This is a genomic window from Actinoplanes sp. NPDC049265, from assembly GCF_043197135.1.
In the GTDB taxonomy this organism is placed as follows: Bacteria; Actinomycetota; Actinomycetes; order Mycobacteriales; family Micromonosporaceae; genus Actinoplanes.
Map to the genome: position 1 here is coordinate 1 of NZ_JBICSP010000022.1, position 24,924 is coordinate 24,924.

A 24,924-nucleotide genomic window follows, 5' to 3' on the forward strand; every position below is an offset into this window, starting at 1 on the left:
TGCATGCCTGGCATACCGTCCATCGAGGCCTCATGGTCATCGTGAAACGTGGCATGACCAGTCTGTTTGCCGGTCGAACAACCGGCCGGCTCGGCAATCATCAGAGCGGCCACTGCCGCGACCGCCAGCACGCGTCGGCCCATCATCGAGTCAAGTCCATGCCCATACGACGGAATTCACGGCAGTGGTTCGCCGTCCGCGTCGGGCGGCTGGGTGATCTTCATCATGCTGCCTGACTGCCGAGCCACCAGACCGCCGGCCGTTATCCGGATCTGCCGCAACTGTGGCGCGACAGATGCGGTTGGTAGTCGCCTTCCGTGTTGCAGCAGGGCCACACGTGGTCGCGAACAGGCGGCCGCCATGGGATTCGATGCCGGTCGGCATGGTGACCTTGGCGTGGGCGATGGTGACGGTGTAATTGGCGATCCGGGTCATCCGGCGACGTTCGGCCATTAGGCCCGACCGGCCAGAGTTGGCATAATCGGGTTGTGGAGTTCGAGCTGCACCGCCCGACCGGCCTCGAAGATCACGCATGGGACGCCATCGAGGCTTGCCGTGCGCGGTTGGCGGCCGCGGTTACGAGCGAGGACCTTTCGCTCGCGATTGGCACGGCGAAGGAGCTTGTTGAATCGACCGCCAGAGTCGTACTGAGCGCGCGCGGTGACACAGTCGCTAGCAACGAAGAGCTGCCCTCTGTTTTAAACCGTGCTCATATCGCGCTGGTCCGGCAGCCCGGTCAAGGCCTAGCGTCTGATCCGACGATCCGCAACATAGCGCAAGGCGCAAAGACGATCGCAGCGCAGCTTCCAGAGATCCGTAATAGGTACGGCACGGGGCATGGCCGCGCTGCTTCACCAGAAATCGCAGAAGAGCTCGCGTTTGTAGCCGTTGACGGAGCGGTTCTTTGGTCGCGATGGGCATTGCGGCGGCTGGGTGTATTTATACTGGGTTCGCCAGCAACATTTGCTGCAGATCTAGGTCGCGGAACTTTCAGGCGAGGGAAGCTCACTGAGCGTCTTCAGGCAGCGAATCTGGCCACTCTCGATTCGAACGATCAACGATTGATTGGGCTAGCGGTGGCCCACAGAGCAATGGGCGGAACGTTCGTTGTCAGGGAAGATGGCGTGACAGCATGTGCCGCCAGCGCAAGTCTACATACTTGGCCAGAACATTATCGGGCGGGCGTGACTGAAGGACTTTTCCTTGATCGAAACGGCTTGGTAGATCCAGATCAAAGAGGCGTTGGTCAGGCGGCAAACATTATCTCGGCGCTTCCGAATGCATCTGATATCCTGCAGTCACTCAATCAAAAAATACGGGCGGCGACTTGGTCGCCACAATTCGCAGAAGATTCCTCTTTGCGGGCGGCCGTCGCATCCGCAATGAAAGAAATAGCCTCCATCCTGCCGACCGTAGAAGCCCAATCCGCCTGGGCTGAAATCATCGCACAGATGACCGACCGGGCTCCGCGCTGACTCGTCGATGTCGGCGGCACGCGCCGATGCTGGCCATGACTTCTCAACCCTGAACTTATGCGGTGACGTCCCACTGCGTAGAGAATGGGTTTACCTTCGCCTACCCGCAACCTCGGCCACTCAAGAGGCCACTATACGTAACGGCTCTCGCTCGTTTACAGCAATTGTGGCCTTCTCGCGAAGCCAGCTACCGAGCGATCGATCACTTTCGAGCAGGAAGAGGATCTCATCAAGTTCGGCCAACACCATCAACTTTTGGGCAAGTACGTCTTTACAGGCCTTAACGGCTGGATCAGTGTATCCTGACGCGGAGATGAATAGACCTCGCGCATCGGGACGACGAAACAGCCTGAGGGGATGCTGCGACATTGCGTTGATGTCGATAGGACCCTTCCACCACTTGACCTCGACCAGGTAGAGAATCCCGTCGACCGCAATTACTCCGTCGATCTGCTCTTCCGGGGTGCCGCCGTCTCGAATTTCGAATGGCTCACGTATTTGAATTCCTTCTACAGCGCAGAGGTCAGACAAGATCAACTCAAGCATCTTACCCCTTCGCTGAGGGTTCGATTCCGCCTTTGCGCCTACGATCTGGTTGCGAATGCGCGTTCGTTCGGCGCGGCGGACAGCCATCCTTTCTAACTCTTGATTCCGCTGTTCAATATGCGCACGCCGTTCCTGATCGCGTTCGTTCTGCATTCTAGTGAATGCGTCTCGAGCATTTACCAGTTGCCGGACGGCTGCGACCAAACCTCGCGCCTTGTCTTGATCGTTCGGCCACGACAGGGAAAAGTCTTCCCACTGCGTAATTCTTTTGACTAGCTCGCGTCTGGCGGCGAGAAGCTCGTCGCCGCCCTCATTGAGCCGCCTGACAACTGTACGCGTGATGTGATACTTGCTGACCGACTGTGGATCACTGCCGAGCTGGCGCCTCAAGTCATCAAGCAGGGCTTCAGGTGTACCGGAACCGCGAAAGAAGTCCAGAGTCTGCTGCTTTGATTTGACCAGCACCGGAATTGTTTCAACGACCCGGTCAACAAGGTCCGGCGTGAAGTGCCAAGCTGCATCCGACAACGAATCACCCCTTCACTTGGGGGCCGCTCTATTGCCACTAGCGTTATCCATCATGTGCAGAGACTCCGGAAGCCAGCCCCCTTGCGTAGCTTCCTTGTGATCTTTGTAATCAGCGAATTCGCGCCGCTTGTGAACGCGAGCTGGAATTTCATGATGTCGATTGGCTTTCGCTGCTCGTCGCAGGGTACACATGCACGCCTCCTGTGACCCTCCCAAACGCCAAGGATCGTTCGCCGTGCGAATGAATCGCTTGCCGGCTCTCTCCCGACTCTCGGCTGTTCAGGAAAGTAGCAGCCAGAGATTCGAACAACCTACTAACGGGTCGAAGGTGGGCAAGAACGAAGGCGGCAGGTACCAACAGGATGGGCACGAGGGGGAGGAGATAGTACGGAGGTATTGGAAGAGCGGCCATCAGCGAAGCAAGCATCACAAATGCAAAGAACCAAAAGCAGAAGCTACTTACGTGCTCCTGGTCTTCTTTAGTACGTGCAGCATCCCGCCGGACGAATTCCACATCGCCCTCTTCGTTGAACGGGTAAATGCTCGACCATCGCGTCCAATCGCCGCCATCCGCGACGAGTAAGAAGCTAACCGACTGGCCGACTTCGAGATGTCCGATCTGATATCGGCGTTCGATTGCCAACGCCTCGAAGTCCGAAACATCATCGACATTCAGTTCCGGCTCAGGTTTCGGCTCGGGCCGAAACTCCAGCACTTTTGCTTTATCGGGAAACCGGAGGCGAAGGAATTGATTTTTGATGGCCCGGTTGCCCGTATTGGTTACCCGGAGCCGTATGCTCGCGAGTTCATCGACAGGCGTCTCGGATGGGCCATATAGAATCTTGACCTTCTCTTTGCTTGTCGTGCCAATCTCAATGAGCCGAGTGTTAATCTCGGAGTCCCACGACAGTTGCCTTCGCTCGTCGTTCCTGTCGCGGACCTGCTTAAGTAAATACCCGGCGCCCAATCCAAGGATCGCAGTCACGACCGCAAGAAGTAGCTTGTTGTCGAGCAATGATCCAGCAGGAGTCTGGTCCGCTACGAGAATTTCAGCGAGCATGTCTGCCAGCTTAATGGGCCACTGCACAAAGTAGAATCCCGTGCGCCGGGACCGAAGTGATCAACTGTAAGGCCGCCTGTCGCCGGCGACGTTGCAGCCCTAGGGTCACATCAGGCAACCTGCTTCGAGGCGCTGGCTACGCCAGGCGATATGTGATGTTCCGTCGCGGCGACGGTCACGATGTCTGCGACGTTTGGCAGCGAGCCTTCGGCGGACGGCGCACGATGTCGCCTTCGCAGGTCGTAGTCACTCAGTTAGTCACTCGGGGAGCAGAAGAGGCCATGTCCATCGATCGGACATGGCCTCTGAGCTGGTGGGCGATACTGGGATCGAACCAGTGACCTCTTCCGTGTCAAGGAAGCGCGCTCCCGCTGCGCCAATCGCCCTCTGGCTTGTTGCCGAGGTGGAGACGGGATTTGAACCCGTGTAGACGGCTTTGCAGGCCGTTGCCTCGCCTCTCGGCCACTCCACCGAGTCGGCCCCGCACGCGTAACCTGTGGCGGCCACTCCGAGCGGACGACGGGATTCGAACCCGCGACCCTCACCTTGGCAAGGTGATGCGCTACCAGCTGCGCTACGTCCGCTTGTCTGTGGGGTGTTCCCCGCTGACAGGAAGAAACTTTAGCCGGTCCCCGCACCCCCTGCCAAACCGGGGTACCTCCGGCGCGTCGTGTGCCCTTCGACCTGCGGAAACTCGCAGGCCATGTGGGGGCAGGCTTAGATGTGGGGCATGAGAATCCGTCAGGTTGGGGCCTCGGAGCGGGCGGATGTGGTGTTTCCGCTTACTGCCTACGCGTTTGAGCCGACTCGGGAGTTTGGCGAGCTTCGGGAGAAGTATCGGCGGCGGATGCGGTACTTCGAGCATGTGACGACGCTGGTGGGTGAGGAAGAAGGGGTGGGGGCGCGGGCCTGTGTGGCGGCGTTTCCTATGCGGGAGAACGTGCGGGGGCGGGTGGTCGACATGGCGGGGGTCGCGTCGGTCGCCTCGCATCCGGAGAGCCGGCGTCGGGGGTATGTGCGGGAGTTGCTGTGGCGGCTGCTGGAGCAGATGCGGGATCAAGGGGCTGTGGTCAGCACGCTCTATCCGTTCCGGCCTTCCTTCTACGCGCGGTTCGGGTTTGTGGGGATGCCTCGGCGGCGGCGGGTGGGGTTCGCACCCGAGGGGCTTCCGCGGGTTGAGCTGCCGGGGACTGTGGAGCTGCGTACCAATGCTGAGGGGTTTGCCGACTACCTGACGGTGCTTGAACGGGTTTGTGAGCGTACCCACGGGTTTGCGCTCTTCGATGAACTGCGTACGGCCGAGTTCGGGGAGGCGGAGGTCTGGCTGGCGGTCGCGCGGGGGGACGACGGCGAGGTGCTGGGGGCACTTCCGTACGAGATCACGAACTTCGGGGATGAGCTGGACGGGCGGCATCTGCTGGCCACGGGACCGCTGGGGCGGGCGCTTCTGCTTCAGTTTCTGGCTCGGCACGTGGATCAGGTGCGGCGGTGTTCGGTGTGGGTCGGGCCGGATGCGGTTCCGGAACTGTGGGGGACCGACCTCGAGGTCACGCTGGAAGGGCTGGTGGATTTTCCTACGCACGGCGGGCCCATGGCCAGGGTGCTGGACATGCGGGGGCTCGACGGCATGGGGGCGGGGGACGGGGACGTCACCGTCGAGGTGGTCGATGATCCGTTCGTGGCCGGCGTACATCGGCTTGTGGGGGAAGGCGGACGGCTCAGCGTGACCACCGGTGGGGCGCCGCGGGCGCGGTTGAGTGTGGCTGGGCTCAGTGCGCTGGTGTACGGGGTGCTCGACCCGGTCGAGGTCATGACCCGTGGTCTCGGGCAGATCGAGTACACGGCCGTCGATGCGTTGCGGGCGTTGTTCCCGCGTGAGCTGCCGTACCTGTTCGCCGATTTCTGAACGCGGTCTTGTCAGCACGTTCCGGAAGTGGCCATGATCGGAGCGCATTCGGGGGCCTGGCGGGGCCTCTGACGAGGGACGGAACGAACAAAATGGCCAAGCATCGCGCGGGGTGGGGCTTCGATCGGTGGGTGCTGCCCGCGGTCGGGGTCGCGGCGGTCGCGGGGCTGGCGGTGGCCGGTGGCGTCGCCGCGCTCGGCGGGGACGGCGCCGAGCGGGCCGGCAACACCACACGGCTCGGCTGCGCGAATCCGGTGCGGGTGGTCACTGCTTCGTCGTTCGCGCCGGTGCTGAACGCGCTGCGACCGCAACTCGACAACGGCGACGCGTGCGTACGCGTGGAGTTGACCGTGGCCGACGGCCGGGCCGCGATCGCCAAGGCCGAGGAGGTCGGCGCCGACGTCTGGATCCCGGACGACGCGGCCTGGGCGGGCTCGGCCGGCCGGCTCAACCTGGCTCAGCCGCCGCTGGCCGGCGCGGGCGCGACCCTGGCCACCAGCCCGCTCTACATGGTCACCGACGACGCCACCGGCGCGAAGATCCAGGCCCGGGGTGGCGGCTGGCTCGCCCTGTCCCAGCTGGCCGACCAGGACCGCGCGGTGCGCCTGGTGATCCGTGACCCGCAGAGCTCGGGCGACGGCATGCTCGGCGCGGGCGCCCCGGCCGAGGCGGTGTGGCTGGCCAAGGACATGGACGCGTCGGCGCTGTGGCTGTCCCGGGCCCGGCACCGCACCCGGATCGTCACCGGCGACGAGACGGCCATGCCGGTCACGCCGGGTGAGGTGGGGGTTGTTCCGGAGTACGCGCTGCGAAAGGCCCTCGGCGACGGTGCGGCTCGGCCGGCGATCCTGCCCGGCACCGATCACGCCGCGATGCTGCGGTTCACCTGGTTCCCGCTGGCCCAGGCGCTCACCGATCCGGCCCGGTCGGCGGCGATCGAGCGGCTCCGGCTGCGGCTGACCAGGGCCGAGAGTCAGATTCAAACGGCCGGTCTGCGTACGCCGGGACAGGCCCGGGCGGCGATCGGATCGCTTCCCGCGCCGTCGGCCGAGCCGCTCGGGGTGCTCGCCGCGCACAACGTCGACCACGTCTTCGCGACCTGGTACCCGGCCGACCGGCGTACCGACCTGCTGGTCGTGGTCGACGTGTCAGGGTCGATGGCGGCCGCCACCCCGGGCTCCCGGCAGTCCCGGATCGCGCTGGTGCGCGAGGGCGTGCAGTCGATCGGCGGGCTGCTGCCGGACGACTCGCGGATGGGGCTGTGGGAGTTCGGCAGCGAACTCGACGGCGGCCGTGACTACAAGCAGTTGCTGGCGGTGGGCGGGTTGACCGGGAGTCATCGGCGGGAGTTGCGGGCGGCGGTCGGGAAGCTCACCGCCCAGGAGACCGGGACCGGGCTGTACGACACGATCCTGGCGGCGTACCGGACGGCCCAGGATTCGTATCGGTCCGGCGTACCCAATCAGGTTCTGGTCTTCACCGACGGCAAGAACGAGTCGGACGAGAAGTCGCTGACCGCGGCGCAGCTGGCCACCGCCCTCGGCAAGGCGGCCGACCCGCGGCGGCCGGTGCTGCTCAGCGTGGTGACGTTCGGCGACGCGGGCGAGGCCAAGGTGGTCGAGAACGCGCTCGGGCCGGTGGCCGGCTACGTGGACGTCCTGCGCTCGGCCGACGAGGTGTCGGCGGTGTTCATCCACGTCGCGGCGGGCGGCCTGCACCACTGAGGTGCGGCTCCCCGCATCTCTGTTCTGCGAGCAGGAGGTGGCCGGCTCGAGCGTCCCGGCCGCCGGCGCCCGTTCCCTGCCGGCCGACGGTCAGGGCATGCGTCTCGACGACGATCTCGGCGGACATCGGCTGAGGCTACGGGACCAGGAGGGCGTCCATCCGGGCGGTGATGCGGGTGTGCAGGGCGGCGCCGGTCAGCCGGGCGGCCTCGGCCAGCGGCGGTTCGCGGGTCGCGTCGTCGCCCAGAGCGGCGGCCAGGCGGGCGCCACGGCCCTGCGGGAAGAAACGGCTGATGGTGGCGCCGGCGCGCGTACCCATGGCCCAGAGTTCTCGAGCCGTCGCGGCGTCGCCGTGGAAGGCGGCCAGCTCGGCCCCGCCCATCGCCCAGGCCCCGAGCAACGGGCGGTCGTGGGCGGCCAGCACCTCGGCCCGGGCCAGACGAAGGGCGTCGGCCGCCCGCGCGCCCAGATCCGAGGGCACGGGCCGCGCGGTCGCGATCTGGTCCCGTGCCGCCGGGTCGGAGGGCGCGGGCTGCCCTGCGGCGACCTGGTTCGGTGCCGCCGGGTTGGAGGTGGCGGGCTGCGCGGTGGCGATCTGGTCCTGGGCCGCCGGGTTGGAGGTGGCGGGCTGCGCGGTGGCGATCTGATCCTGGGCCGTCGGGTCGGAGGGCGCGGGCTGCGCGGTGGCGATCTGGTTCGGTGCCGCCGGGTCGGAGGGGGCGGGCCGGGCTGCGGCGATCCACAGCAGGATGACGGCCTGGGCGATGCGGAAGGCCGGATCCCGGGTGGTGGAGATCAGGGCTTCGGCGTGGGTGAGTGCCTCGTCCGGGCGGTCGTGGTGCAGGGAGAGTTCGGCCAGGCCGAGCCGGGCCTGGGCGGCGTCGGGCTCGTCGGACGCCGCCGTCGTCCGCAGCCGGTGCCCGGCCTCGGCGTCGCCGGCCAGGGCCAGCTGCGTGTCGAGCAGAACCCGGGTGGCCTCGGCGTCCTCGGCCGCGCCGAGCAGTTCCATGTGCTGCCGGCTGCGGCGCAGCCACTCCTCGCGGCCGGCCGCGTGCCCGGCGGCGTGCGCGGCCATGCCCATGCCCCAGTGGTCGCCGATCGCCTCGAATCGGCGGTAGGCCAGCTCGGCGTCGCCGGCCCCGTTCTGCGGCGTGAGTACGGCACGGACGAAGAAACCCATTCCCTGGAGGTACGGGTCGGAGCGCGCGATGAGCACCGCGGCGTCGGCCAGGCTCCGGTCCGGGTCGGCCTGCTCCAGCCCCGGCAACGCCGCCGCCAGCGCGGCTGCCCGCGCCGACACCTCCGTGGAACGTTCCAGGAGCAGGACCCGCAGGGCGCGGCGGGCCAGCGCGATGAGCCGGGCCGGTCCGGTGCTGCCGGCGTTGACCGCGATCAGCACGCACAGCCAGGCGAGGCGATCGGCGTGTGGCAGGGGACGGCCGGCGGCGCGGCCGCGCACGATCGCCGACCGGCGGCGGGCGGTGGGGTCGTCCAGATTCAGCAGGGTACGCGCCAGAGCACTCGCCTCGGCATGCCGCCCGCGAACCGTCCATAGCTGGAACAACGCGGTGGCGACGTCGACCGCGGCCGGTTCGTCGTCCTGTTCCAGCGCCCAGCGCACGGCCGTGATCAGGTTCTCCTGCTCGGCCGCACACGTCGCCAGCGCGGCGATCTGCCCCGGCCCGATGAATTCACCGGCCAGCGTGACGGCCCGCTCCACGGCCCAGCCGACCAGCCCGTCCATGGCCGCCGCCCGCCGCTCACCCAGCCCAACCAGATCGTGACTGCGCCGGGTCCGGTCGTCGTCGAGCCGGCCCGGGTCGTCGCTGTGCCGGGCGTGGCCGTCGCCGCGTCGGGTCAGGCCGTCGGTGGGCTGGGCCGGGCGGTCGACGGGCTCGATCTGACCGTCGGTGGGCCGGGTCCGGTCGTCGTCGAGGCGGGCCTGGCCGTATTCGCGGACCGTCTCCAACATGCGGTAGCGGTCCCCGTCCAGGCGCAGCAGGGACTGGTCGACCAGGCTCGACAGGCCGCGGCGTACGTCGGAGTCGCCCGCCGTGGCCGCGGCCAGGGCCGACGTGAACGGGGCGGGGATCACCGCCAGCCGTTCCAGCAGGTCCTGCTCGGCCGGGGCGAGCAGCGCACGGCTCCAGTCGACCGTCGCCCACAGGCCGGCGTGCCGTTCCGGCAGGCCACGCAGCGCGTCGTCGAGCAGGGTGAACCGGTCGTCCAGGCCGGCCAGCACGTCCGCGATCGGGAGGTGGCGCAGCCGGGCAGCGGCCAGTTCGAGGGCGAGAGGCAGGTTGTCGAGGCGGTGGCAGAGGGCCAGCGCCCGGTCCCGGGGCCACGTGGGAGTGGATCCGGCCGCGCGAACCCGGGATTCGAGCAGGACCAGCGCCTCGTCGTCGGGCAGTGCGGGTAGCCGGTGCACGAACTCGCCGGCCAGGCCGAGCGGGGCCCGGCTGGTGGCCAGCACTCGCGACTCGGGTGACGCCACGGCGAGCAGGTCGGTCACCACGGCGGCGGCCGCGTCGAGGAGATGTTCGCAGTTGTCCAGAACGAGCAGCCCGTCAAGCTCGACGCGATCACCAAGGGCGGCTTGGCCGGTCAGCCGGGCGTCACCAGGGGCGGCGTGAGTGGTGGGTCGGGTGTCGCCGGGGGCGGCGTCAGCGGCGGGCCGCATGTCGTCGGGGGCGGTCTCAGCGGTGGGACGGGGGCCGCCGGGGGCGGTTCGAGTGGTGGGTCGGGCGTCGCCGGGGGCGGCTTGGGTGGCCGGCCGCAGGTCGGCGAAGGTGCTGAGAACGGCGGGCCGGACCTCGGCGGGGGAGCGGAGGCCGGCCAGCTCGACGACGTGGACGGGGCCGGAGCCGGCGGCCGCGCGGGCGATCTCGGCGGCCAGCCGGGTCTTGCCCGCGCCGCCGGTCGCCACGATCGTCACCAGCGGCGCCGACCGGAGCGCCCGGCCGACGGCGGCGACGTCCGCGTCCCGGCCGACCAGCGGGGTCGCGGCCCGGCGCCAGGTCGCGGGCAGGGTGCCGGGGCGCCTCGGGCGGGTGGCCACGAGCTGACCCCGCAGCAGGGCGACGTGCGTCTCGGCCAGGATCGGTGACGGGTCGGCGCCGTACCGGTCGGCGACCTCGGCCCGCACCTGCTCGACCAGGTCGAGGGCCTCGGCGTCGCGGCCCTGCGCGGCGAGCACGCGGACCAGCAGCGCCGCGGCCGCCTCGTCGGGCGGCACCCGGGTGACCAGCATGCGCAGATCGGCCACCCCGGCGTCGGTACCGCCAGCCAGGGCCGCCTCCGCGCGCAGGGTCACCACGTCGCCGAACAGGCGGGCGACGGCGGAGGCGGACAGGTCGGGGACCTCGGGGAACAGGGCCCGCGCCCGGTCGGCGCAATCGCGGGCGGGGGCGGTCTCGCCGTCGGCCAGCGCTTTCCGGCCGTGCTCGGTCAGGGTCCGGGCCAGGACCGCGTCGACCTCGACCGCGCCGACCGAGATGCGGTAGCCGCCGGGTGCGGCCAGCACCGGTACGCCGAGCCGGCGGACCCGGCCGACCAGGGCCTGCACCGCGGCCACGGCGTCGGCCGGGAGGTCGCCTGCCCACACCGCGGCGACCAGCGCGCCGGTGGAGACCGTGCGGCCCCGCGCCTCGATGAGTTCGCGGAGCACGGCGGCCAGCCGGTCGCCGCGTACCGGCCGGCCGTCCACCGCCAGAGGGCCGAGCGTCGTGATCCGCACGGCCCCATCATCACCCGGCGAACACCTCGATCAGTTTCCGGGCCGCGTCGTCACTCATCAGGACCTGGTTGAAGGCCGCGCCCTCGGCCGCAGAGGCGGCGCTGCGGGGGAACATCCGCTGCTCGTACGCGGTCAGCGCGCCCTCGATGTCGCCGGGCCGGGCGGCGATGGCCGCGCCCAGCTCGGCGCCGTCCTGCATGGCCAGGTTGCCACCCTCGCCGTCGGGCGGCTGCAGGTGCGCGGCGTCGCCGATCAGGGTCACGCCCGGGACCCGGTCCCAGTGGTGGTCGATCGGCAGGGCGAACTGGGGCCGGTGCACCGGGGCCGTGTCACTGTCGGTGATCAGCGCGGTGAGTTCGGGGGCCCAGCCGCTGACCTCGCCGGCGATCCGGGGGATGGCCTCGGCCGGGTCGGTGAAGTCGATGCCGGCGAACCAGTCCAGCGGCCGGGACAGGACCAGGTAGGTGTGCAGGTTGCCGTCGCTCTCCCGGTGGGCCAGGAACCACTTTCCGCTCTCGTCGGTGTCGAAGGCGAACAACGAGCCGCCACCGACCATGCGCGCGGCGGCGGGGTGGCGGGTGGCCCCGTCGAACAGGAACGTCTCGATCGCCGAGCGGCCGCTGTAGCGCGGGGTGGCCGGGGAGAGCAGCGGGCGGACCCGCGACCATGCCCCGTCCGCCCCGACCAGCAGGTCCGTGGTGACGCCGCGGCCGTCGGCGAAGGTCAGCTCGTGGCGGCCGGCACCGAGGGCGCGTACCCCACTGATCTTGTGACCCCAGCGCACCGTGTCGGCCGGCAGCGAGTCCAGCAGCATCTGTCGCAGCGCACCGCGCTGCACCTCGGGGCTGCCGCCGGAGCCGTCGTCGGCCTTGTCGAACAGGATGGTGCCGTCGCGGCCGACGACCCGGTAGGCCTCGCGGCCGGGCAGGACGAGGGCGCGGAACTCGTTCATCAGGCCGGCCGCCTCGAGGGCGGGCTGCCCGTTGTAGTCGTGGATGTCGATCATGCCGCCCTGGGCCCGGGCCGTGGGCGAGGCGTCCGCCTCGTAGACGACGGCCGGGATGCCGTGCCGGTGCAGGACGCGGGCCAGGGTGAGGCCGCCGAGGCCGGCGCCGGCGATGGTGACGGGAATGTCGGTGATTGCCATGCCGAAAGGCTGGATGGGGCCGCCGACACGGCGCCGACATGCCGCCGACACGGGGTGAGAGCCCGGCCGGGGGGGTACAGCGCGAGATCGAGGGTGTCCAGGTAGTGGACACGGCGGGACGGCCCGCGACGGCCGGGCGCTCAACGGCACGGTGATGCGTGTTTGTGCTCAGAGCGCTCTGAGCACAAACACGCATCGGGCGCTACCAGGTCAGCAGGTGCCCTGGTCCTGCCAAGTGGTGGTGCTGGTGCCGGGGCGCACGCCGGTGTTGGCCACGAGCGCCTTGTACTTGCGCTGGTTCCAGTAGACCGTGTTGTTGACCGCGTACCCGTTGCGTGGCGTCCAGATCGGGCCGGGGCAGGCGTTCGACGGCGGGCTGCACGTCTGCCATGTCGCCGGGCTGGAGGTGTAGGCCACGTTGCGGTACTCGTAGTTGGTCTGCTCGTCGACGAAGTTGAACGCCGAACCGGACAGGTTGGTCCAGGCGCCGCTGTTGATGCGTACCTTCTGGCCCAGCATCTTGGTCGGGTTGGTGCAGGAGACGACCGGCTCGGTCGCGCCCGAGTCGGCGAACGTCTCGATGTCGTGGGTGTACATCTCCGGCCCCTCGGCCCGGGGCAGGTCCTGCATCAGGTAACGGTTGCCGACGCCGTCGTTCATGTTGACGTACAGGCAGATGTACGGGCCGCTGGCGCTGAACGCCTTGCTGGCGTTGCAGTACTCGTACGTGAAGGTGACCTGCTTGCCCACCGGCAGGTTGGCGCCCCAGTTCTGGCAGTGGCCGCCGGTGTCCCAGGACACGAAACAGTCGGGGTTGTTGCCGGTCAGGCCGTTGTCGTCACCGTAGTAGTAGACCCACCAGCCCTCGGTGTCGGTGTGGTAGATGCCGCCCTCGATGTTCGAGAACCACTGGCCCACCACGCCCCACGCGTTGTTGCTGATGTCCGGCACCGTCCAGCTCACGGTCCAGCCGCGGACCGAGCTCAGGTCGGCGTTGCCGTACGAGGCCCGCAGCGGGTAAACGCCCTGGGTGACCACGGTGCCGGGCGGGGGCGGCGGGTGCGGGACGGCCGACGCCGGTGCGGCCGGGCCAGCCATGACGGTCAGCACGCTCGCCGCCAGCGCGGCCGCGAACATGGTCAATCTCCGGACAGGTTTCCGAGACACAGCGCTTCCTCCAGAAGACTGCTCGCAGTAAGCAGCCGGTCAAGCGGCAGCACACCCCCGTGCGTACCGCGGGCACGCGTCCTCGCGCGCCCTGGACGGCATGTAACAGCTCCGCTTCCCCCGTGCGGCCGGACCGAGCCATCGCGTCGCGCTCGACCACGATGGACGGTCCTTTGGAAAAGATGCCCATCGATCCGGCTGGCGTCAGCGTAAACCTGATGACACCGCCCGCGACACCCCGTCCGATAGGTCGGGATCACCCGATACGATGGCCGGGTGAATCCCTTCACGGCCGGGACCGACGACCTCGAACGTTCCGCCCGGGAGTGGGTCTTCTCGCCCGAGTTGCGCGATCTGGTCGCCATCTCCGGGGCCCAGATCCCTGCGACGGGTACGAGGGAAGCCCTGGCCTGGCTCGACGACTTCTCGGCGGCCGAGTGGGATTTCCGGGCCGGCCGGGAACGCTCGGCGATGAGACCGCAGGCCTTCGAGCCGGGTGTCGCCGCGACCATCACCACGTCGCTGCGTGAGCTCGGGCTGGCCGGGCGCACCACACCGGCCGCCGGCGCGTACGACCGCATGCTGATCCTGGGCGGTGGCGCACCGGCCTGCGTCACCCGGCCGGCCTTCGCGGCGGCCCTGATCGCCGGCGGCCTGCGAGTCGGCGGGGTCGCGGCGCTGGGCAGCGACCGGCCGCTGATCGAGGTCGAGCGTGAGTTCCTGGCCGAGCTGGGCGCCGCCGGCCACACCGAGGCCGACGCGATCGCCGCGGGTTCGCGGGCGGCGTTCGGCGTCGGCCCGGTGCACGTGGTCCGCGCCATTCGCGACGAGGGCACGACGCGGGCCAACACCGCCGACACGTACGACGCCTGGCGCGCCGCCGACCCGGGCCCGCACGGCCGCGTCCTGATCGTGACGACCGAGCCCTACGTGCCGTTCCAGCATTTCGACGCGGTCCGCAAGCTGGGTCTCGGGTCCGGCTGTTCGGTCGAGACGATCGGCGTTCCGGCGGGCTTCGAACTGTCCAACGGGTTCCAGGTGCGGTTCACGCTCGCGCACTGCCTGCAGGAGGTCCGGTCGGCGATCCGTTCGCTGCGCCGGCTGCTGGCCGCCCTCGACGGCGACCGCGCGATCGCCGACTCCCGCTGACCCGGCCGGTCAGTTCTCCACGCCGGAGCCGGTGTAGGCCGGCACCTCGGCGAGCATGCCGGCGACTTCGGGATTGAGCTCGTTGCGACGCCGGTGCAGTTCCTGAATCTTCGCGTTCAGCTCGGGGTCGTCGTCGTCGCTCACGTCGAAGATCTCGAGCCGCTCGACCAGGTTCAGCCCGAGATCGTCGGTTTGATAGGTGGTCGGGTGCGTCAGGTACTCGAAGAGCCCGTCGAGGTCCTCGACGGCGAACACCGCGCTGTATTCGAAGTCGCCGCCGTGGTCGCGGCCCACGATGAAGGACTTGATCGCAGGGTTCGACCGCCCCTGCTCGCGCCAGCTCTCCAGCGCCGCCTCGATCTGCTCGCGCGTCGCGGTGGTCTTCATCGTGGCTCGATTGATGTGGTAGATCATGACCTACACCCTTAAGTTGACGACGTCAGGACTTCTTACGTCGTTAAGTTAGCGACGCCATGACAGGGCCGTCAAGGGCGGCGGCTAGTGTCCGAGGACACCATCGAAGCGAAGTGACAGACCATGCCGATCAGTGCAAGACGCGCCCGCGAACGCGCGAGCACCCGCGAGAAAATCGTCGGGGCCGCGCTGAACGTGCTCGAAACCGAGGGCGCCGCGGCACTGACGCTGCGGCGCATCGCGACCGACGCCGAGTACACCACGCCTGTCGTCTACCAGTACTTCGCGAACAAGGAAGCGCTCGTGCTGGAGCTGGTCGCGCACGGCCACCGCCTGATGGCGGCCGTGTTTCAGCAGGCCCCCGACGAGCCCGACATCGACCGGCGCATGCTGCGCATCGCGGCCGACTACGTCCGGTTCGCGGGCGAACACCCCCACCTCTACGAGGTCATGAACGGCACCACGGTCAACGCGCACGAGCGCCGGCGCGCGGCGGAGCCCGTTATCGAAGTCCTCAAAGCACTGATCAAGAACTGGTCGGACGCCCATGACGTCGTCTTGGCCGACGCCGACGAGGCGTGCGAGATCATCTGGGGGACACTGTACGGAATAGCCTCACTCGGCCAGCTCGACACGGTGGGCACCGAACGCGCACAGCGACTCGCCCAGCGAACGCTCCGCGCCATTCTTCTCGGCTGGCGCACTGGCCCACCAGAAGCCGACGGCCAAGAGGGCATCTGATCCCGCACCCAAAGACCATCAACCCCGTCCGAAACAGACGATCACCGGGTTACCAGACATCCGTCAGACCACCGGGGCGGACTGCAGGGCGTCCACCAGGAGCTGGGCGTTCTTCTTGTCCGAGCGCGGGAAGGTCAGCGAGATGCCGTCGCCGGCGTCGCCGAAACCGAGGCGGAGCAGGCTCATGAAGCCCATCTGCACCTCGACCAGCCGGACCTGGTCGCGGGGGATCTCGCCGAGCAGGGTCTTGCCCGGGCCGCCCAGGAACGTCTGCGGCAGGAAGAACATCCGCCGGTCGGTGACCACCGGGAACTGCTTGGCCGCCGCCGACGCCAGGTGCGCGCCGATCGCGCCGCCGGCCTCGAGCAGCAGACCCTGCTTGAGCGCCGTGCCCATGCGGCTACCGCCGAACTTGCCGACCATCGCCCGGGCGGCGGCCAGCGGCGTCTCGCCGGGCTGGAGGCGGGGAGCGACGATCTCGAACGCGCGGGTCTGCAGCTTCAGGTTCACGCCCACAGACGATAGGGCACGGTCAATGGCCTCGGAAGGCCTGCTCCAGCCACCACCATCGCCGCGTGCGCCAGGTTCCGTCGGTTCCGATGCGTCTCCCGGACGAACATTCCGGCGACGAGCTGGGTGACCGAACGGCGGCTCGTCGCCAGGCGTCGGCGTTGATGAATCAGGGCCGTGGCCGGAGGCGGATTCTTTCGGTTGATGTGGAGGTCGCGACTCGCTAAAGTCCGACCGCTTTCGACGGGGGGAGAGGCGGAATGCCGAACGTGGTCCGGTGGGCGTCGCGGCTGTTGCTCGGTGCGGCGGTGCTGGCGGTGCCGTTGGTCGTGGCGGGGGTGCTGGCCTGGTTGCATCTGGACGGTGGCTCGGCCGACGCCTACACCGGGGCGCTGGCCGCCGCGGGGGGAGACGCCGACGACGCGGCCGCGGAGGTGGGGCGGGCGATCGGGTTCGACACCGGGTCGGCCGTGGTGGTCGGGCTGGTCGCCGGCTATCTCGGGCGGATGGTGCGGTTCCCGCTGCGCTGGGCGCGGGCCGCCGCGCTGGTGACCGCCGTGGTCGCCTGGGCGCTGCTCGGGTGCGGGCTGGCCGCCCCGGCCGAGGGACCGACCTGGAGCGAGGGGCGGGAGCCGGCCGAGCTGGTACGGGCGCGTACCGACCTGCTGTCCGGCTGGTATCCCGGTGTGCACAGCGTGTTCGCGTTCTTCGTGCTCGCCGCCCTGACCGCCGCGGCCGTGCTGCTGCTGCGCGAGGCCGCGGCCGACTACTACCGGAGGACCGACGGTGAGGCGGCCCCGGACTGGACCTCGTTCACGCCGAAGTAGGTGTTGCTTGCTCGGAGAGCAGGCGGCTGAACGAGTTCTGGAAGATCCGCAGGCCGGACAACCCGGGCAGGGCGCTGATGCTGGTGTCCAGGCGGCGGGCCTCGGCCATGCCGGCCTCGCCGCTCATCAGCTGGCCGAAGACGAACGTGACCTCCTCGCGGGGCTGGATCGACGAGCCGACCGGCTGCCAGACCTTGTCCAGCAGGAAACGGGTGATGATCTGGGCCTTGCGGCTCGCGGCCAGGCGTTTGCGGGCCTGTGACACGTAGAACGCGACGTGTTTGCTTTCCTGCTGGGCGATGCGGCGCAGCAGTTCGGACAGGACCGGGTCGGATTCCAGGGCGGCCATCCGCTTGTACGCCGAGACCGCGGTGTATTCGTTGGCCGCGCCCCAGGACATGTGCACGGCGATGAAGTCCTTGCCGACCAGGCGGCTCAGCGTGGACTGGCCGGCCGGGTCGAGATAGTCGCGCCAGCCGAACTTGAGGCGGTTGGCCCGCAGCTGGTCGAAGCCGATCTCGATGCCGTGCATGCGCAGGACCGAGGCCAGCGCCTCGCCGTGCCAGAACTCCTCACGGTTCCACGTGATCATGAACCGGGCGACGTCGTCGTCGGTGTGCGACGGCGTGGTCAGCAGGTCACGGGTGTAGCAGATGGTGTGGTACTCGACGTCGGTCATGTAGCGCAGGGTGCGCAACGTGTCGGCGGGCAACGGGTGGTCACGGAAGTGGTCGAGGTCGAGGTCGTCCCATCGGACCGCGCGGGAGCCGGCCGCGTACTCGTCGATGTCGAAGGCCATGGTCGCGACGCTACCTATCTATCGTTTCCGAAGTCGTGCGGAGATTTTCGCACCGATGCGTTCGGTGAGACCCGCGATCGCCGCGACTTTGCGGCCGATCGCCTCGGCCCGGGCCCGGCCGGCGGCCGAGCCGAAGACCACCTCGTGGAACCGGCGCCGGTCGGCGATGGCCCGGCGCAGCGAGCCGATCGGCCAGACGGCGCGCCGCAGCTCGCCCCGGGCGAGCCGCTGGGCCCGCTCGGACGTGGTCAGGCGCCGGTGGGTCTCGGCGGCGAAGAACTCCTCGTGCCGGCGCTTGATCGAGGCGATGCGGTCGATGACTTTGCCCAGGGCGCCGTTGCCGGCGCGTTCGGCCAGAGTCTGGTACGCCGCCCCGAGCACCCACTCGTCGATCAGCCCGGCCGCCATGTGCGCCCCGACGATCGCGTCCCGCTGCCCGATCGCCATCACCGTGCGCCACAGCGGCCCCCGCCACGCCCGCCGCTCGCCCCAGCGTTTGCGGGCCTCGCCCTCGGCCGCCGCCCGCGCCCGCGGGTCGCCGTGCGCCTCGAGCACCGCGTCCAGCGCGTCGGCGATCCAGGACCGTTCGTACGCCCAGGTCACCAGGAAGGCGGTGACCCGCGCGTCCTTGTGGGTGGCGGTCATCAGCACGTCGCGCAGGTGTTCCATGGTGGCGCCCTCGACCCGGCCGAGGAAACGAACCAGCTCGCGGTCGGCGGGTGCGAGCGGTTCGGCCTCGAACGGCGCCAGGTCGAGTTCGGCCCGGAACGGGCCCTGTGCGGTTTTGGTGAACGCGCGGACGTCGAAGTCCGTCGTCCTCTCCTGCACCTCTGTCACTTCTCGGTTGCCTCCCTCCGGGCCTGGTCGATCACGTCGGCGACGGGCCGGCCGGTCGCGGTCGCCGCGGCCAGAGCATCGTCGTACTCCGGCTGCACGGTCACCAGGTCGGGGCCCAGGTATCCACGTTTCACCGCCACCGGTTGCCCGGCAACAGTGACCTTGACCTCGTCGCGGCGAAGGTGCAAGCGGCGTACACCGTGGATTCGGAGACCTAGCGTCGTCGTATGGGTGAAGATCTGACGGCACACCAGGTCGATCCGGGACTCGCCGGCCAGCACGGTGAGCACCTGGCCGGGCCGGCCCTTGCGCATCAGCACGGGCGTACACCAGGCGTCCGCCGCACCGACCGAGCGCAACCGTTCCAGCAGATCAGGCCAGACCCGGGGGTCCAGGTCATCGATCGTGGCCTCGATCTGACTCAGCTCTGTCGCCGACCAGTCGGTGGCGGCCGCGGCGCCGGCGCCGGTGCCGAGCAGCACCCGGAGGATGTTGGGGTGGGTGTCCGGGTCGCGGGTGCCGGCGCCGGCGCCGACGGCACGGGCGGTCATCGCCGGCGGCGGGCCCCAGGCGGTGGCCAGGGCGACGAGCAGGGCGGCGCCGGTCGGGGTGCACAGCTCCATGGTCGCCGGGTGCGCGGCCATCGGGGCGCCGGCCGCGGTCAGGATTTCGAGGACGGCGGGGGCGGGCAGGGGCATGCGGCCGTGGGCCGACCGGCCGGTGCCGGAACCGGCGGCGACCGGGCCGACCACCCGGACCGCGCCGGGGGCGAGCAGGCCCAGGTCGTGCAGGGCGAGCGCGCAGCCGACCACGTCGGCGATGGCGTCCAGGGCGCCGACCTCGTGGAAGTGCACGTCGGTGACTGGGATGCCGTGCACCCGGGCCTCGGCCTCGGCCAGCCGGGTGAAGGCGGTCGCGGCGAGGTCGTGGGCGGCGGCGGGCAGCGCGGCGGCTCCGATGATCGCGAGCAGGTCGGGCAGCCCGCGGTGGGTGGTGGTCTCGGGCGCGGTCACGTCGGCCTTGGTGGCGCGGAAGCCGTGGCGGCGTACCTCGGTGGCCTGGAGTTCGATCGGTTCGACCCGCAGCGCGCGCAGCCCGGCCGCGACCACCGACCGGTCCGCGCCGGCGTCGAGGAGCGCGCCGAGCAGCATGTCGCCGGCCGCCCCGTTGGACGGGTCTGCCCAGAGCAGGTTCATGCCGGGAGTGTCCCCAACCGGCGGGCGATCCGGGCGGCTGCCACGCCCGCGCCGAACCCGTTGTCCACGTTGACGGTGACGATGCCGGGGGCGCAGCTGTTGATCATGGCCAGCCAGGCGGTGACGCCCTCCAGGTTCCAGCCGTAGCCGACGCTGGTCGGCACCCCGATCAGCGTGGTGCCGGTCAGGCCGCCGATCACCGACGGCAGCGCGGCCTCCATGCCGGCCACGGCGATCACCACGTCGGCGGCGTCGATCCGGTCCCGTTCGGCCAGCAGGCGGTGCAGGCCGGCCACGCCGACGTCGACCACCATGTCCGGCGTGGAGCCGAAGACCCGGACGGTCCTGGCGCACTCGGACATGACCGGCAGATCGCCCGTACCCGCGCCGACCACGGCGACCACCCCGACCGGCGTGGGCAACGGTCCGAGTGTGGCCGTGCGGGCGACCTCGTCGAGCTCGGCCCCGGGCAGCTCGGCCCGGCACCGCGCGACCGCCTCGGCCGACAGGCGGGTGGCGAGCACGGCCCGATCGGGGTGGGCCCGGTGCAGCGCGGCGAGGGCGCCGACGATCTGCTCGGGCGTCTTGCCCGTCCCGAACACCACCTCCGGATCGCCGGTGCGGGTGGCCCGGTCGACATCGAGCCTCGCGTAACCGAGATCATCGACAGGTGACCGGGACACCCCCTGGTGGTTAGCTTGAGCCATCGCTCCCCGTCTCGATAGGAGTTGGACCGTGGTCGTCTCTGCCGTTTCGCCTGCTGTGGACCGGATGCTCGGCGACATTGCCGGGTACGGTCGCACGCTGGTGGCATTCTCCGGCGGCGTCGACTCTAGTGTCGTGGTGGCCGCCGCCGCCCGTGCTCTCGGCAGCGACCGCGTGATCGCCGTCACCGCCGTGTCACCCGCTGTGCCCGCCGCCGAGGTCGCCTTCAGTGGTGAATTCTGCGCTGCCCTCGGCGTCGAGCACCGGCTGGTCGACACGAACGAGATGGACGTGGCGGGGTATCGGGAGAATGGGCCGACCCGTTGCTACTTCTGCAAGAGCACGCTGCTCGACACGGCCGCCGAGCTGGCCCGGCACGAGCACTTCGACAGCATCGCGGTCGGCACCAACGCCTCCGACCTGGCGGCGGGCTTCCGTCCCGGGATCCGGGCGGCGGCCGAGCGCGGGGTGCGGACCCCCCTGGCCGACGCCGGGCTGGACAAGGCCGCGGTGCGGGCGCTCGCCCGGGCCTGGTCTCTCACCACGTGGGACAAGCCGGCGGCTGCTTGCCTGTCCAGCCGGATCGCGTACGGTCTGGCCATCACCCCGGCCCGGTTGAACCGCGTTGAACAGGCCGAGCGGGACCTGCGACGGGTGCTTACCCCGCACGGGTTACGCGACCTGCGCGTGCGTGATCTTGGCGATAGCGTGCGGGTCGAGGTTGATGCGAGGCTGGTCGACCAGGCTAGAGGTGACGAGGAGGTACGGCGGACCGTCCAGCAGGCGGGCTTCGACGGCACACCAATGGTGGTGGAGCCGTTCCGGTCCGGGTCGATGAACGAGATGCTGGCGGAACCCGAGCGGTGGCGTCACGCGTAAGTCTGTCGATCTCGTCGCACGATGTGAGCTCACGCATCCTGTAACGTAATCGTCATTGCCGATGATCAACGTCTAAGCAGGCCGTTCGGTTAGGTGGACATTGGGGAATATCGATCAGGCCGAGGGGCATGGGCAGGCCGGACACCTGCTCCTGACGGGGGCGACGGGCTTCCTCGGCCAGGCGGTGCTGGAACGCGTCCTGGCCAGCCATCCACAGTTGCGCGTCACGCTCCTGGTGCGCGGCCGTACGGGCACGACCGCCCAGGAACGCGTCGACCGGCTGCTCCGGCAGCCGGTCTTCTCGAAGTGGCGGGAACGGGTCGGCGCCGAGGCGGCGGCCGCGCAGGTCGCCGACCGGGTCCGCGTGCTCGACGCGGACCTGGGCAACCGTGACCTGACCCTGCCCGACGACCTGACCGCGTTGATCCACGGCGCGTCGACCGTGTCCTTCGACCCGCCCGTCGACGAGGCCTTCCGGACCAACGTGCAGGGCGTCCGCGACCTGTACGACGCGGTGCTGCGATCCGGCGGCAACCCGCACGTCGTGCACGTCTCGACCGCGTACGTCAACGGCGTACACCACGGCCCCGTGCCCGAGCTGTCGCTGAAGCACGACGTCGACTGGCGGGCCGAGCTGGCCGCGGCCGAGGCCGCCCGGGCGTTCAGCGAGGCCGACTCGCGCCGCCCGGCCGTGCTGCGCGGGCTGTTCGCCGAGGCCAAAAAGGTGCACGGCAAGTCCGGTCCGCGCTCCACCGCGGTCGCGGCCGAGGCCCGCCGCCAGGAGTGGGTGGAGAAGCAGCTGGTCGAGCACGGCCGGCTGCGGGCCAAGGTGGCCGGCTGGCACGACGTGTACACGTTCACCAAGGCGCTGGGGGAGCGGGTCGCCGAGACCCTGCTGACCGGCAAGCGCCCGCTGACCGTGGTCCGTCCGGCCATCGTCGAGAGCGCGCTGCGGCACCCGTACCCGGGCTGGATCCAGGGTTTCAAGATGGCCGAGCCGCTGATCATGGCTTACGGCCGGGGCCAGCTCACCGAGTTCCCGGGCCGCCCGGACGGCATCTTCGACGTGATCCCGGTCGACATGGTGGTCGGCGCGGTGCTCGCCGCTGCGCTGCGCCCGCCCGACCCCGACGACCCGCACTACCTGCACGTGAGCTCGGGCGACCGCAACCCGCTGACGTTCCGGGAGACGTACGAGCACCTGCACCGGTTCTTCACCGAGAACCCGATGACCGACGGCTCGTACGGCCACGTCATCGCGCCGACCTGGGAGTTCCCCGGTTTCTCGCGGGCTGACCGGATGCTGCGGACCGGTGAGAAGATCCTCGACCTGGCTCAGGACGCCCTGCTCCGCAGCGGGCACAGCGAACGTTCCCGGCGCTGGCAGGACCGGCTCACCACCACGCGGGAAGAGACGGACGCGCTGCGCCGGCTGGCCGACCTGTACGGCGACTACGTGCAGAACGAGGCCGTCTACCGCACCGACAAGCTGCTCGCGCTGAACAACTCGCTGACCGCCGAGGAGAGGGAATCCGGCGGCTTCGACCCGGCCGACATCGACTGGAACGTCTATCTGCGGGAGATCCACTTCCCGGCGGTGACCGGCAGCCGGCGCGGCCCGGACCGGCGCCGGTCCCGCAGCCGCGGGCCCCGCGAGGTCAACCCGACCGGGGACAGCCGCACGGTCGCCGTCTTCGACCTCGAGGGCACGATCGTCAGCTCCAACCTGATCGAGACCTACCTGATGGCCAAGCTCAACGAGCTCCCCCGGGGCGAGTGGGCCGGCGAGATGGCCGACCTGCTCAGCAAGATGCCGCGTTACCTGCGGGCCGAGCGCAACGACCGGGGCGAGTTCATCCGCACCTTCATGCGCCGGTGGGAGGGCTTCGAGGAGGCCGAGCTGCGCAAGGTGGTCGCCGACAAGGTGGGTGACGCGCTGCTGCGCCGGGCCCACCCGCAGGCGATCCGGCGGATCCGGCAGCACCGCCGGGCCGGGCACCGCACCGTGCTCATCACCGGCACGCTGGACGTGCTGGTCGAGCCGATCGCGCCGCTGTTCGACGAGACGGTCACCTGCCGGCTGCACGTCCGCGACGGCGTCTGCACCGGCTTCCTCGACCGGCCCCCGCTGGTCGGCGAGGCCCGGGCGGCCTGGCTGGTGCAGTACGCCGAAACCGCCGACCTGGATCTGGCGTCGTCCTACGCGTACGGCGACAGCTACTCCGACCGGCCACTGCTCGAAGCGGTCGGGAACCCGGTCGCGGTCAACCCCGACCCGCACCTCTACCGGCACGCCACCCGCAAACGCTGGGCCGTGGCCGACTGGACGAAACACACGATGAGCGCGGTCGACTCGATGGTGGAGACGGTCTGGTGAAGCAACAAGCACTGGAATACCACCGCTCGCCGAGCCGGTACTTCGCCGGGCGGGTGGTCACCGGCACCCGGATGGGCGGCCGGGTGTCCGGCACCGTCGCGGCCAAGGTGGCACCGCTCAAGCACGTGCAGCGACAGGACCCGGATCTGCCCGGCACCGGATGGACCCGGGTCCGCCCGCTGCTGTCCGGCATCTGCGGCTCCGACCTGGGCCTGCTGACCGGCCGCAACTCGCCGTACCTCTCGCCCCTGATCTCGACGCCCTTCGTCCCGGGCCACGAGGTCGTCGGCGAGACTCTGGACGACCTGGACGGCCTGCCCAAGGGCAGCCGGGTGGTGCTCGACCCGGTGCTCGGCTGCGTGCCCCGCGGGCTCGAACCGTGCCCGAACTGCGCGATGGGCCAGCACAGCCGGTGCGACAACATCACCGCGGGCAAGCTCACGCCCGGCATCCAGACCGGGTTCTGCGCCGACACCGGCGGCGGCTGGAGCCGGCAGTTCGTCGCCCACCGCAGCCAGCTGCACGCGGTGCCCGACACCCTGCCCGACGAGACCGCCGTGCTGGTCGAGCCGCTGGCCTGCGCGGTGCACACGGTCAAACGGGCCGACGTGCCGCCGGACGCGACGGTGCTGATCATCGGCGCCGGTACGGTCGGCCTGCTCACCATCCTGGCCCTGCGCGCCTTCACCAAGGCCGGTCCGATCGTGGTCATCGCCAAGCACCCGCGGCAGCGGGAACGGGCCCGCGAACTCGGCGCCACCGACGTGATCGGCTCCGACCGGGCGCTGCGGACGCTGCGCCGCAAGACCGGCGGCTTCGTGCTCAAGCCCGAGCTCGGCGAGGAGTTCCTGCTCGGCGGGGCCGACGTCGCCTTCGACTGCACCTCGGGCAGCGGCATGACCACGGCCACCCGGGCGGTCAAGGCGGGCGGCACGGTCGTGATGGCCGGCATGCCGAACTCGGGCGCCGACCTCACGCCGGTGTGGTTCCGCGAGTTGAACATCGTCGGCGGGTACGCCTCCGGTGGCGAGGACTTCCCGGACGCGATCGGCCTGGCCCAGGACGCACCGCTCAAGGGCTTCGTCGACGCGGTGTACTCATTGCGACGCTGGACGGAAGCCGTTCAGCACGCCACGTCAGCCGGACGGCTGGGTTCCACGAAGGTCGTCTTCAACCCGAGACTGGATTAGCAGATGACCAC

General features: G+C 69.8%; 20 protein-coding genes and 3 tRNA genes. 9 read left to right on the forward strand and 14 right to left on the reverse strand.

Annotated elements, in window-relative coordinates:
• Nucleotides 1-488 precede the first annotated feature (488 nt).
• The gene (locus tag ACGFIO_RS36410) at nt 489-1,475 is read left to right on the forward strand and encodes an abortive infection family protein (RefSeq protein WP_392833839.1); all 987 of its coding nucleotides are present in this window, start codon (nt 489-491) and stop codon (nt 1,473-1,475) included.
• A 120-nt stretch (nt 1,476-1,595) separates the two neighbouring features.
• Here ACGFIO_RS36410 and ACGFIO_RS36415 read toward each other — a convergent pair whose 3' ends face one another.
• The 5 genes from ACGFIO_RS36415 to ACGFIO_RS36435 all read right to left on the reverse strand — a co-directional run bounded on the left by ACGFIO_RS36415 (nt 1,596) and on the right by ACGFIO_RS36435 (nt 4,193).
• Nucleotides 1,596-2,549, reverse strand: coding sequence for a restriction endonuclease (locus tag ACGFIO_RS36415; RefSeq protein ID WP_392833840.1), 954 nt, complete (start codon nt 2,547-2,549; stop codon nt 1,596-1,598).
• 148 nt (nt 2,550-2,697) lie between these two features.
• Nucleotides 2,698-3,609 carry a hypothetical protein gene (locus ACGFIO_RS36420; protein ID WP_392833843.1) on the reverse strand — a complete coding sequence of 304 codons (912 nt, stop codon included), beginning with the start codon at nt 3,607-3,609 and terminating at the stop codon, nt 2,698-2,700.
• A 311-nt stretch (nt 3,610-3,920) separates the two neighbouring features.
• Nucleotides 3,921-3,995 (reverse strand) — tRNA-Val (locus ACGFIO_RS36425).
• Between the two features lie 15 nt (nt 3,996-4,010).
• Nucleotides 4,011-4,081: transfer RNA gene (locus ACGFIO_RS36430), tRNA-Cys, on the reverse strand.
• Between the two features lie 39 nt (nt 4,082-4,120).
• A tRNA-Gly gene (locus ACGFIO_RS36435) sits at nt 4,121-4,193 on the reverse strand.
• Between the two features lie 146 nt (nt 4,194-4,339).
• Between ACGFIO_RS36435 and eis the strand changes: the two genes are divergently transcribed.
• The gene (gene eis, locus ACGFIO_RS36440; RefSeq protein WP_392833845.1) at nt 4,340-5,515 is read left to right on the forward strand and encodes an enhanced intracellular survival protein Eis; all 1,176 of its coding nucleotides are present in this window, start codon (nt 4,340-4,342) and stop codon (nt 5,513-5,515) included.
• Between the two features lie 92 nt (nt 5,516-5,607).
• Nucleotides 5,608-7,239: a VWA domain-containing protein gene (locus tag ACGFIO_RS36445; protein WP_392833847.1), complete on the forward strand. Its 1,632-nt coding sequence runs from the start codon at nt 5,608-5,610 to the stop codon at nt 7,237-7,239.
• A gap of 136 nt (nt 7,240-7,375) precedes the next feature.
• Here the strand turns inward: ACGFIO_RS36445 and ACGFIO_RS36450 are convergent, their stop codons facing one another.
• The 3 genes from ACGFIO_RS36450 to ACGFIO_RS36460 form a co-directional block, all read right to left on the reverse strand.
• Nucleotides 7,376-10,975 (reverse strand): BTAD domain-containing putative transcriptional regulator, encoded by a 3,600-nt coding sequence (locus tag ACGFIO_RS36450; RefSeq protein WP_392833849.1) that lies wholly within the window; start codon nt 10,973-10,975, stop codon nt 7,376-7,378.
• A 10-nt stretch (nt 10,976-10,985) separates the two neighbouring features.
• On the reverse strand, nt 10,986-12,122 hold the full coding sequence (locus tag ACGFIO_RS36455) for an FAD-dependent oxidoreductase (protein ID WP_392833852.1): 1,137 nt from the start codon (nt 12,120-12,122) through the stop codon (nt 10,986-10,988).
• A 210-nt stretch (nt 12,123-12,332) separates the two neighbouring features.
• Complete coding sequence (locus ACGFIO_RS36460; protein WP_392833854.1) at nt 12,333-13,289, reverse strand: hypothetical protein; 957 nt, start codon at nt 13,287-13,289, stop codon at nt 12,333-12,335.
• Nucleotides 13,290-13,565: 276 nt separating this feature from the next.
• Here ACGFIO_RS36460 and ACGFIO_RS36465 point away from each other — a divergent pair, with 276 nt between their 5' ends.
• Nucleotides 13,566-14,438: a hypothetical protein gene (locus ACGFIO_RS36465; RefSeq protein WP_392833856.1), complete on the forward strand. Its 873-nt coding sequence runs from the start codon at nt 13,566-13,568 to the stop codon at nt 14,436-14,438.
• A 9-nt stretch (nt 14,439-14,447) separates the two neighbouring features.
• On the opposite strand, the gene ACGFIO_RS36470 is transcribed toward ACGFIO_RS36465, so the two are convergent.
• Nucleotides 14,448-14,852: a Dabb family protein gene (locus tag ACGFIO_RS36470; RefSeq protein WP_392833859.1), complete on the reverse strand. Its 405-nt coding sequence runs from the start codon at nt 14,850-14,852 to the stop codon at nt 14,448-14,450.
• A 123-nt stretch (nt 14,853-14,975) separates the two neighbouring features.
• On the opposite strand from ACGFIO_RS36470, the gene ACGFIO_RS36475 reads away from it, so the two are divergent.
• Nucleotides 14,976-15,593: a TetR/AcrR family transcriptional regulator gene (locus tag ACGFIO_RS36475; protein WP_392833862.1), complete on the forward strand. Its 618-nt coding sequence runs from the start codon at nt 14,976-14,978 to the stop codon at nt 15,591-15,593.
• 63 nt (nt 15,594-15,656) lie between these two features.
• Here ACGFIO_RS36475 and ACGFIO_RS36480 read toward each other — a convergent pair whose 3' ends face one another.
• Entirely contained in the window at nt 15,657-16,103 is a 447-nt protein-coding gene (locus ACGFIO_RS36480; protein ID WP_392833865.1) for a hypothetical protein, read from the reverse strand.
• Nucleotides 16,104-16,363: 260 nt separating this feature from the next.
• Between ACGFIO_RS36480 and ACGFIO_RS36485 the strand changes: the two genes are divergently transcribed.
• On the forward strand, nt 16,364-16,930 hold the full coding sequence (locus ACGFIO_RS36485) for a hypothetical protein (protein ID WP_392833867.1): 567 nt from the start codon (nt 16,364-16,366) through the stop codon (nt 16,928-16,930).
• Here ACGFIO_RS36485 and ACGFIO_RS36490 read toward each other — a convergent pair.
• From ACGFIO_RS36490 to larB, 4 genes are read right to left on the reverse strand one after another with little or no spacing between them, the layout of a single operon-like run.
• The gene (locus ACGFIO_RS36490; protein WP_392833870.1) at nt 16,917-17,729 is read right to left on the reverse strand and encodes a hypothetical protein; all 813 of its coding nucleotides are present in this window, start codon (nt 17,727-17,729) and stop codon (nt 16,917-16,919) included. The genes ACGFIO_RS36485 and ACGFIO_RS36490 overlap by 14 nt on opposite strands.
• Before the next feature lie 18 nt (nt 17,730-17,747).
• Nucleotides 17,748-18,566 carry a hypothetical protein gene (locus ACGFIO_RS36495; RefSeq protein WP_392833872.1) on the reverse strand — a complete coding sequence of 273 codons (819 nt, stop codon included), beginning with the start codon at nt 18,564-18,566 and terminating at the stop codon, nt 17,748-17,750.
• Nucleotides 18,563-19,762 (reverse strand): nickel pincer cofactor biosynthesis protein LarC, encoded by a 1,200-nt coding sequence (gene larC, locus ACGFIO_RS36500; RefSeq protein ID WP_392833874.1) that lies wholly within the window; start codon nt 19,760-19,762, stop codon nt 18,563-18,565. The genes ACGFIO_RS36495 and larC overlap by 4 nt, the downstream gene beginning before the upstream one ends.
• Complete coding sequence (gene larB, locus ACGFIO_RS36505; protein ID WP_392833877.1) at nt 19,759-20,445, reverse strand: nickel pincer cofactor biosynthesis protein LarB; 687 nt, start codon at nt 20,443-20,445, stop codon at nt 19,759-19,761. Before larB ends, larC begins: the two co-directional genes overlap by 4 nt.
• Before the next feature lie 88 nt (nt 20,446-20,533).
• On the opposite strand from larB, the gene larE reads away from it, so the two are divergent.
• The 3 genes from larE (at nt 20,534) to ACGFIO_RS36520 (ending at nt 24,913) form a co-directional block, all read left to right on the forward strand.
• Complete coding sequence (larE, locus tag ACGFIO_RS36510) at nt 20,534-21,346, forward strand: ATP-dependent sacrificial sulfur transferase LarE (protein ID WP_392833880.1); 813 nt, start codon at nt 20,534-20,536, stop codon at nt 21,344-21,346.
• A gap of 100 nt (nt 21,347-21,446) precedes the next feature.
• The gene (locus ACGFIO_RS36515) at nt 21,447-23,723 is read left to right on the forward strand and encodes an HAD-IB family hydrolase (protein ID WP_392833882.1); all 2,277 of its coding nucleotides are present in this window, start codon (nt 21,447-21,449) and stop codon (nt 23,721-23,723) included.
• A complete protein-coding gene (locus ACGFIO_RS36520) occupies nt 23,720-24,913 on the forward strand; it encodes a zinc-binding dehydrogenase (RefSeq protein ID WP_392833885.1) in 1,194 nt (397 codons plus the stop codon). The genes ACGFIO_RS36515 and ACGFIO_RS36520 overlap by 4 nt, the downstream gene beginning before the upstream one ends.
• Nucleotides 24,914-24,924: the final 11 nt, after the last annotated feature.